The sequence below is a fragment of the Adonisia turfae CCMR0081 genome (assembly GCF_011009555.1).
In the GTDB taxonomy this organism is placed as follows: domain Bacteria; phylum Cyanobacteriota; class Cyanobacteriia; order Phormidesmidales; family Phormidesmidaceae; genus Leptothoe; species Leptothoe turfae.
The window spans coordinates 6,896,740-6,904,574 of the sequence record NZ_QXHD01000004.1; the positions used below are offsets into that span (position 1 = coordinate 6,896,740).

8 protein-coding genes are annotated in these 7,835 nt (G+C 51.0%); 5 read left to right on the plus strand and 3 right to left on the minus strand.

Going from position 1 to position 7,835, the window contains the following annotated elements; genetic code table 11:
- The 4 genes from DXZ20_RS33290 to cobJ all read left to right on the plus strand — a co-directional run.
- A partial coding sequence (locus DXZ20_RS33290) for a sirohydrochlorin chelatase (RefSeq protein ID WP_163703703.1) occupies positions 1–935 on the plus strand: 935 nt, incomplete at its 5' end.
- Positions 936–1,411: 476 nt separating this feature from the next.
- Entirely contained in the window at positions 1,412–2,707 is a 1,296-nt protein-coding gene (gene cbiE / locus DXZ20_RS33295) for a precorrin-6y C5,15-methyltransferase (decarboxylating) subunit CbiE (protein ID WP_163702972.1), read from the plus strand.
- Positions 2,697–3,446 (plus strand): precorrin-2 C(20)-methyltransferase, encoded by a 750-nt coding sequence (locus DXZ20_RS33300; RefSeq protein ID WP_163702973.1) that lies wholly within the window; start codon positions 2,697–2,699, stop codon positions 3,444–3,446. The genes cbiE and DXZ20_RS33300 overlap by 11 nt, the downstream gene beginning before the upstream one ends.
- Positions 3,430–5,451, plus strand: coding sequence for a precorrin-3B C(17)-methyltransferase (gene cobJ / locus DXZ20_RS33305; protein ID WP_250566017.1), 2,022 nt, complete (start codon positions 3,430–3,432; stop codon positions 5,449–5,451). The genes DXZ20_RS33300 and cobJ overlap by 17 nt, the downstream gene beginning before the upstream one ends.
- A 17-nt stretch (positions 5,452–5,468) precedes the next feature.
- Here cobJ and ung read toward each other — a convergent pair whose 3' ends face one another.
- Together ung and DXZ20_RS38810 are read right to left on the minus strand one after the other, a co-directional pair.
- Complete coding sequence (ung, locus tag DXZ20_RS33310) at positions 5,469–6,170, minus strand: uracil-DNA glycosylase (RefSeq protein ID WP_163702974.1); 702 nt, start codon at positions 6,168–6,170, stop codon at positions 5,469–5,471.
- 367 nt (positions 6,171–6,537) lie between these two features.
- The gene (locus tag DXZ20_RS38810) at positions 6,538–6,690 is read right to left on the minus strand and encodes an FkbM family methyltransferase (protein ID WP_163702975.1); all 153 of its coding nucleotides are present in this window, start codon (positions 6,688–6,690) and stop codon (positions 6,538–6,540) included.
- 116 nt (positions 6,691–6,806) lie between these two features.
- Here DXZ20_RS38810 and DXZ20_RS33320 point away from each other — a divergent pair, with 116 nt between their 5' ends.
- A complete protein-coding gene (locus tag DXZ20_RS33320; RefSeq protein ID WP_250564620.1) occupies positions 6,807–7,037 on the plus strand; it encodes a hypothetical protein in 231 nt (76 codons plus the stop codon).
- Here the strand turns inward: DXZ20_RS33320 and DXZ20_RS33325 are convergent.
- A complete protein-coding gene (locus DXZ20_RS33325) occupies positions 6,985–7,659 on the minus strand; it encodes an IS5 family transposase (protein ID WP_163702976.1) in 675 nt (224 codons plus the stop codon). The two genes, DXZ20_RS33320 and DXZ20_RS33325, sit on opposite strands and share 53 nt — an antisense overlap.
- Positions 7,660–7,835 lie beyond the last annotated feature (176 nt).

Here is a 7,835-nt window from a genome sequence, read left to right on the forward strand (position 1 = left end):
CTAATGGGCGTCAGGCATTTCTTGATTTTGCCCATACGTTTCAAACCTATGACCCTAGCCGTCCCGTGGTTCCTTGCTTTTTGGAACTGACGGATCCCCTGATTCAGGCAGGCATTGATAGCTGTGTTGAGCAGGGCTATCACGAGCTAACCGTACTGCCGGTGCTACTGTTTGCTGCACGCCACAGCAAGTTTGACGTCACCAATGAACTAGATCGGGCTATCCAGCGTCACCCTCAACTGAAGCTCAACTATGGTCGCCATTTTGGTGTATCCCTACGCTGGTTAGACCTGTGGCAAAAACGGCTAGAACAGGCAGATAAAGAAAGCACCGTACCCCGTGAACAAACCGTACTGCTATTTGTCGGTCGCGGCGCATCGGACCCTGATGCCAATGGCGATGTGTATAAGCTGGCTCGGATGCTGTGGGAAGGTAGCGGCTACCACGACCTGGAAGTTTGCTTTACCGGCATTACCCACCCTCGGATGGAACGAGGCTTTGAGCGCGCCCGAGCCTGGAATCCTAAACGAATTATTGTGATCCCCCACCTGCTGTTTGATGGGGTGCTGGCAAAGCGGATTCAGACCATTGTTGAACAAGAGCAGGCGGCTCACCCTGACATAGAAGTGCAGAGCCTATCAGTAATTGGTGCCGATCCAATTTTGTTTGAGCTAATTCGCGATCGCGAACAAGAAGCCCAAGCTGGCCAGGTCTCCATGAACTGCTACACCTGCAAGTTTCGCCAGGTAGTCAGCGCCCAGGGACATGGGCATCACCATCATGATCACGGGCACAGCCACGACCATGGCCACAATCACGAGCACGGCCACAGTCATAGCCACGACCACCCTGAAGGACAAGCCCTATACCACGGCATTCCCGACCTCTATCCCGAAGTGGAGGATTACCATGAGCGAGCCTGGCAGGTACCCTAAAAGAGCATTAACACTAAGTCCATGATTCTGTTTTTCTGCGCTACGTTTTTGGCAGGCAGCAGCTCAGGATATATACAATCGACCCCGCCGTAACCCCTTAATCTATGCAATTTTGGATAGCCTAGTACGTTGGGTTGTAGGGCGGCGTTCCGGCCCTGCCCATGGGGGTTTGGGGAACTCGGAGGGACCCCAAGCAGCTGGTTTTGCAGTTAGCCAACTACTCAAAATATCTTGGTTGTAAAGTTGGCTAATTGCGATAAGGACTGCTCAGGACTTTCCTCCCCGAACCCCTTCTGTTCGTGGGGGCCTAACTCCCCTTTACGGAAGTATCCAAGTGATCCCACTTAGGCAAGCTGGGTTTCCCCGACAGGGTAGTCGCTCATAGCAACAATACGGGTGTGGTGAGGTTACGGTGGGGTCGATTGTTCAGGTTATCCCAAGCCATGCAATTCTCTTTTGTTTAAAAGCTCTTCAGCGTGAAACAATCTTGTCCTCAAAACTTACTGCATGTTATCGGTTTAGGGTTAGACGGTCTGCAAAGTCTGAGCCCTGAATCTCTAGCCTGTCTGAAAAAAGCTGAGATTATTGCAGGTAGTAAAGCCCATCTACAAACTGTAGCCGAGCATCCAGCTCGCAAGCTGCCCCTCAGCAACAATATTGTCGCCTGGATCGACCAAATAGCCGACATACTTCAACAACAATCCGTTGTAGTTCTAGCCAGCGGCGATCCACTGTTCTATGGTCTAGGCCGCCTCCTAACACAACGATTCGACCGGCAATATCTCCGATTCTATCCCCAGGTAAGCTCTATCCAACTGGCCTTTAACCGTCTAGGGATTCCCTGGCAGTCGGCCACCATCGTCAGTGTCCACGGTCGTCAGCCCGATCACCTGGAGCAGGCCCTCAAACAAGGCAAATCTCCCCTCGCAGTTCTGACCGATTTTGTCCATACGCCAGGAGAAATTGCCCGGCTTATTCAAGATATACGCCCCCCTGCGCAGTATCACATGACCGTATGTAGCCAGCTCGGAGCTACTGAGGAGACTATCCAATCAATTTCTATAGAAGCAGCAATAGACAGTTCGTTCCCGAGCCCTAATGTTGTTGTCCTAGAAGCACAGCCTCTGACACAAGCCCTGCCTCAGCCCCTCTTCGGCATTGCCGATAAAGACTTTCACACCTTTCCCGATCAGCCTGGTTTGATTACAAAGCAGGAAGTCCGTGCTTTGTCCCTCTCCCTGCTGCGATTACAGCCAGATATCACGGTATGGGATGTAGGAGCCGGTACTGGGTCCATCTCCATTGAGATTGCGCGGCTAATACCCGATGCCCACATCTATGCCATTGAGAAAACGGCTGCTGGGCTGACCTTAATCGAAAAAAACTGTCGTCGCTTTGGTACGCCTCACATTTCTCCTATCCGAGGTGTTGCGCCAGCGGCGCTAAACTCTTTGCCAGACCCGGATCGAATCATGATTGGTGGGGGAGGAAAAGCAATGTCGGAAATTTTGGCGGTGTGTTGCGATCGCATCCGCCCGAACGGTTTCATTGTCGCCAACTTTGCCACCCTCGAAACCTGTATGCTAGCCAAGCAACAGCTACAAAATAAGGGCTGGATTGTACAGCTATTGCAAGTCAACATTGCCCGCTCAGCCACCCTGGCCACCGCCACCCGGTTTGTTCCTTTAAACCCTGTGATTTTGTTGCAAGCCTCTCGACCATTCCCTCAACCCGATGCAGGCTCAGATCAAGGAGAAAGCAATGACATCTAATGAGTTACTGACAAAATCTTCTGCCTGGGGCAAGTTGTGGGGAGTGAGCGTTGGTCCAGGAAATGACGAATGGCTCACCCTAAAAGGATTGCGGATTTTACAGACCGTGGATGTGGTGGCCTGTCCCCAGAATCGACATGGAAAGCCCGGCATGGCCTACAACATTGTCAAATCTCACCTGCGGCCCGAGCAAACGATTTTGCCCTTAGATCTGCCCTTTGTGCGCGATCCGGTGCAGCTACAACAGGCCTGGACCACAGCAGGAGAGAAACTAGTACCTTTGTTAGCCCAAGGCCAGGATGTGGTGTTTATCACCGAGGGAGATGCCAGCCTATATAGCACCTTTAGCTATGTGGCCCAGTCGGTGCATCGTTTGGCCCCTGACGTCAAGATTACCACTGTACCGGGTGTGTGTTCTCCCCTAGCCGCCATGGCTGCCCTCAATATGCCCTTATCCCTGGGGGCAGAAAAAATTGCCATTCTTCCTGCCCTGTATGACGTTTCCGAACTGACCCATGCCCTGGAGTGGGCTGAAGTTGTGGTGTTGATGAAAGTGGCATCGGTGTTTGGTCAGGTATGGCAAATCCTCCACGCAGCAGACCTTCTAGACCACGCCAGTCTGGTGGAACAAGTGGGTTCACCGGAGGAAAAACTGTATTCTAGCCTGGTGGACCTGGCTGACCATACCCCCCCCTACTTTTCCATTTTGATTGTGCGCCGCCATGACTATCACTTCTAAATCTTCTCCAAAGTCTGAATCTAGACAGCTCGAATCCAAGATCGTGATGATTGCGCCCACGGAGGCAGGTTGCCAGCAAGCTCTGCAGCTGTGGGATGGTCTGCAGCCCCTGGAACTTTGGACCAGGGAAGATACTCTAGCTTCGATGGATACTGCTGATCGTGTTATACAACATCCTGATTGTCAGCCCCAAATATCGCAGGGCAACCACAAGGGATTGCCCCTACAGGAGCATCCATTTTTAGCTGGGTTTACTGACTTAGAATTTGGTGTCGTTCATTGTTATAGTGGCTCCCTAATCCCTGTGGTGGCAGCTTGTTGGGACCGAGCCACACAGCTAGTCTTTTTCTTGCCCGTGGGGGCAGTGGTGCGACTGATTGCCCCACTACTCCAAAACAAACACCAGGATCCGGGGGTGGTGGCCATTGATGACAGTGGTAAGTTTGTGGTTAGCGTTAGCGGGGGACACCAGGGGGGAGCTGATGCGCTCACACGACAATGTGCGGCCCTACTGAGAGCTGCACCGGTAATTACGTCAGCCTCTGAAGGACAACAGCTACCGGCTGTAGATCTGTTGGGTAAGCCCTATGGTTGGCAGCGTGGAGGGGGAGATTGGACAAAGGTGGCGTCAGCGCTGGCACAACGAGAGGCGATCGCAGTGCATCAAACCTGTGGTGAGACTCTATGGCGACAGATGTTACCTGACGATTCTTCTTTTTATTTTGCAGATCAGCAGACTGCGGCTTCAAATACTCAATTACCAGCCTCTCCGCAACTGTGGATTTCGGATCAGCTACCCCCTAGTCAGGATTCAGAAGGGCACAACCCAGCGAAATCTCTTCAAGTGTGCTGGCATCCTCGTACATTATGGCTAGGGCTGGGCTGTGAGCGAGGGACATCGACAGAGTTAATTGAGGTCAGTATTAGACAGGTGTTGCGCGATCGCAACCTGGCCTGGCAATCCATCGCCGGCATCGCCTCCATTGACCTCAAGCAAGACGAAGTCGCCTTTCAAACCCTGGCAGAACGGCATCAGTGGCCCCTGCACTTATTCAGCGCTGCTCAACTACAAGAACCAGCGGTTCCCAATCCCTCAGATGTCGTTACCCAGGCGGTGGGGACACCGTCTGTCGCTGAAGCCGCTGCCCTGCTGGCCGCCCATAGTCAGGAACTGGTGATAACAAAACAAGTCTTTAAAGGTGAGCAGCAGGGGGCCTGCACCATTGCCGTAGCCCGCGCTGACCAGCCATACAATCCCCGGCCGGGTCACCTGTATCTGATTGGCTCAGGTCCTGGCTCTTTAGCCCAGCTCACCGCAGCGGCCCGGGCCGCTCTGTTGGACTGTGATGTGGTAATTGGCTATGGCCTTTATTTAGACCTGTTGCGGCCCCTATTCCATCCTAACCAGGTGGTTGAGACTAGCAAAATCACCCAGGAAGTACAGCGGGCAGAGCGAGCCGTTGCCCTGGCCCACCAAGGATTAACCGTAGGCATGGTGTCCTCCGGCGACTGCGGCATTTATGGCATGGGGGGCCTGGTGATGGAATGCCTGGTGCAGCGAGGCTGGGATGGCAACACACCCGGTGTTTCAGCCTTCCCAGGAATTACGGCACTGCAGGCAGTGGCAGCCCGGGTGGGGGCTCCCCTGATGCATGACTTTTGTGCCATTTCCCTGTCTGATTTGCTAGTGCCGTGGGAGGTGATTGAAAAGAGATTAGCGGCGGCAGCCCAAGGGGATTTTGTGGTGGCGCTCTATAATCCGCGCTCGAAGACTCGCACGCGGGGCATTGAAATTGCGTTAGAGATTTTGCGACGGCATCGTTCGGATGATACTCCGGTTGCGATCGCACGTTCTCTCTACCGTTCAGGAGAATCCGTCCGCTGTCTTACCCTGAAAGAGGTGGATGTGACCACCATCGATATGCTCACCGTGGTGTTAATCGGCAATACCCGCACGTTTTTGCATCAGGGTCGCATGGTTACCCCCAGGGGGTACAAAGTTTAGAAATCGGTAAAAAATGACTATAGCGACCATGAAATAGGTGCAATGCCATTTTTTTGCAAATATTCATTGGCTTTTGAAAAGTGCCGATTGCCAAAGAAACCACGGTGTGCTGAGAGCGGCGAAGGGTGAGGTGAGGTCAGCACTAAATGCCGTTCACGATCAATAAATTTTCCTTTCTGTTGTGCATAGCTACCCCACAGCAGAAAAACGAGATTTTCGCGTTGCTGATTTAGGTTAGTGATAATGGCATCTGTAAATTGCTCCCAGCCTTTTCCCCGATGGGAGGCGGCTTTATGTTGTTCCACTGTGAGGACGCTGTTAAGCAGTAACACGCCTTGATCTGCCCAGCTTTGCAGGCAGCCGTGATTAGGAGGTTTAATGCCCAGATCTTGCTCAATTTCTTTAAAGATATTAACCAGAGAAGGCGGCGGCGCAATGCCCTCCGGGACAGAAAAGCTCAAGCCGTGGGCCTGACCGGGGCCATGATATGGGTCCTGTCCAAGAATCACAACTTTGACTTGGTCAAATGGTGTGCTATCCATTGCATTGAACATCAGTGCGCCACGGGGGTAAATAACCTTGCCAGCGGCTTTTTCCGCCTTTAAGAATTTTTTTAGATCCTGCATATAGGGAGTGGCAAACACATCTTCTAATACCGCTTTCCAGCTGGCTTCAAGCTTAATCGTGCTATTAGAAGAGGACGAGGCTTCCATGGTCATAACGGGCCTGTATGGGTAGATGGTTTAGACAACTAGTAATTCGCACTATCATAAACTTTGTCATACCATTTCCCATTGTGACCGCTTACTGCAAGGAATGTATAGGCATGGTGCGTTCCCAAGCATCTATTGATAGGGTATGTAGGAGTACAGTGAAGAGATCACTCTACAAGATCGGAAATCGTTCTAAAATATGGTGGGTATTAATCGCCCAGTAAGTGTTTGTTTTTAGCTCGAATTAGCATCAGCGAAGCGTCACCCTGAAAATCACAGGAAAACCCCAAATGTTTCAGAAATTTTAGTAAGGTCATACCATCTCCTCGGGGAGAACCGCCAGCTTCAACAATTAAATATTTAACCGATGATTTTAGTAAGTCGCCAAAGGGCATAAAATGCTATGTTCCGAGCCCTCAACGTCTACCTTGAGCACATCAACAGAACCTATCTTTTCCAATATTAACTGCAGTGTTGTTACTTCAACGTCTACACTGCTGCGAGCTGAGGGATCGGGTAAATTCAAGTAACAGATGTCTCATTTCCTCATAATATCCCCAAACTTTCTTCATACATTAAAGATGGTGATCCTAAGACAGGGGTACAACCCTTTGATGGGGATATCTCAGAGACTCATCAGCAATGAGGTCTATCGTGACTGGAGCAGTGTCGGGAAGAGTGATTGCTGTGCGAGGCAGTGTAGTCGATCTGTATTTTCCAGGCACCTTACCGGCCTTACATACCCAGGTGATTATCGGTGGAAGTGGCACTGTTGAAGTGGTGAATTATTTAGATGCCCATACCGTTCGGGGGATTGCGCTTATGCCCACCGATGGGTTCGCTCAACGACCCATCGATAAGGAGCCGGGATAAACCCCTCTCCTAGTTTTTTTGTCACCTCTAGAATGCAGTGATGAACGTGTTTTATAATCTCTCCTAAAGCTCCCTTATATGCTTGGTCAGCCAACACTTTCTCAAGCCTCACATAGGTCTCTAATACAGGACCTAACACTGCAACGGCTGCTTTAATATCCGCCATATTGGCGGCACTCACAAAACAATTTAACACCATGCCTAAGATGTCAACAACGATATGACGCTTACGTCCCTTGACACACTTATGACCATCAATTCCTTGTTCAGGTCCTTTTTTCTCTGAGGTCCTCACAGATTGACTGTCAATGCTGATCAAGCTCGGTTGCTCATCTCGTCCCTCTGCGAGTCTTACTAGCTTTACCAAGCGTTCATTAATCTGGTCCCATAAGCCTATCTTGACCCAACGACGATAATAATCATAGACAGTTGACCAGTTCGGCAGATCATGGGGCATCGCACGCCATTTGATACCGTTATCGACCCAATACAAAATGGCATTCACGATCTCGCGTAAGTTCACTTCTCGAGGATGACTGACACCCTGATGGACGGGAATTAATGGCTCAACCAAGTCCCACTCATCATCGCTTAAATCTGAGGGATACGGAAGACGATTCATCCCTTCCTCCAGTGCTAACAACACTGCTGGTTATACAGGGACGAAAGGAAGAACATTCACTCCTTTACAATAATTTACGAACCCATTCTGAGGGGGAGTGTGGCTAAAGAGTGTCGTTTCATAGTCTCCTCCTAGGTCAACAGCCAGGCTGTTGCACCCTGTTGAACGAGAACTCC

What these genes read in the sequence shown, in the direction of transcription:
- DXZ20_RS33300 (WP_163702973.1), top strand. Translation starts at nt 2,697, where the DNA reads ATGACATCTAATGAGTTACTGACAAAATCTTCTGCCTGGGGCAAGTTG.
- cobJ (WP_250566017.1), top strand. Translation starts at nt 3,430, where the DNA reads ATGACTATCACTTCTAAATCTTCTCCAAAGTCTGAATCTAGACAGCTC.
- ung (WP_163702974.1), bottom strand. Translation starts at nt 6,170, where the DNA reads ATGACCATGGAAGCCTCGTCCTCTTCTAATAGCACGATTAAGCTTGAA.
- DXZ20_RS33320 (WP_250564620.1), top strand. Translation starts at nt 6,807, where the DNA reads ATGAGGTCTATCGTGACTGGAGCAGTGTCGGGAAGAGTGATTGCTGTG.
- DXZ20_RS33325 (WP_163702976.1), bottom strand. Translation starts at nt 7,659, where the DNA reads ATGAATCGTCTTCCGTATCCCTCAGATTTAAGCGATGATGAGTGGGAC.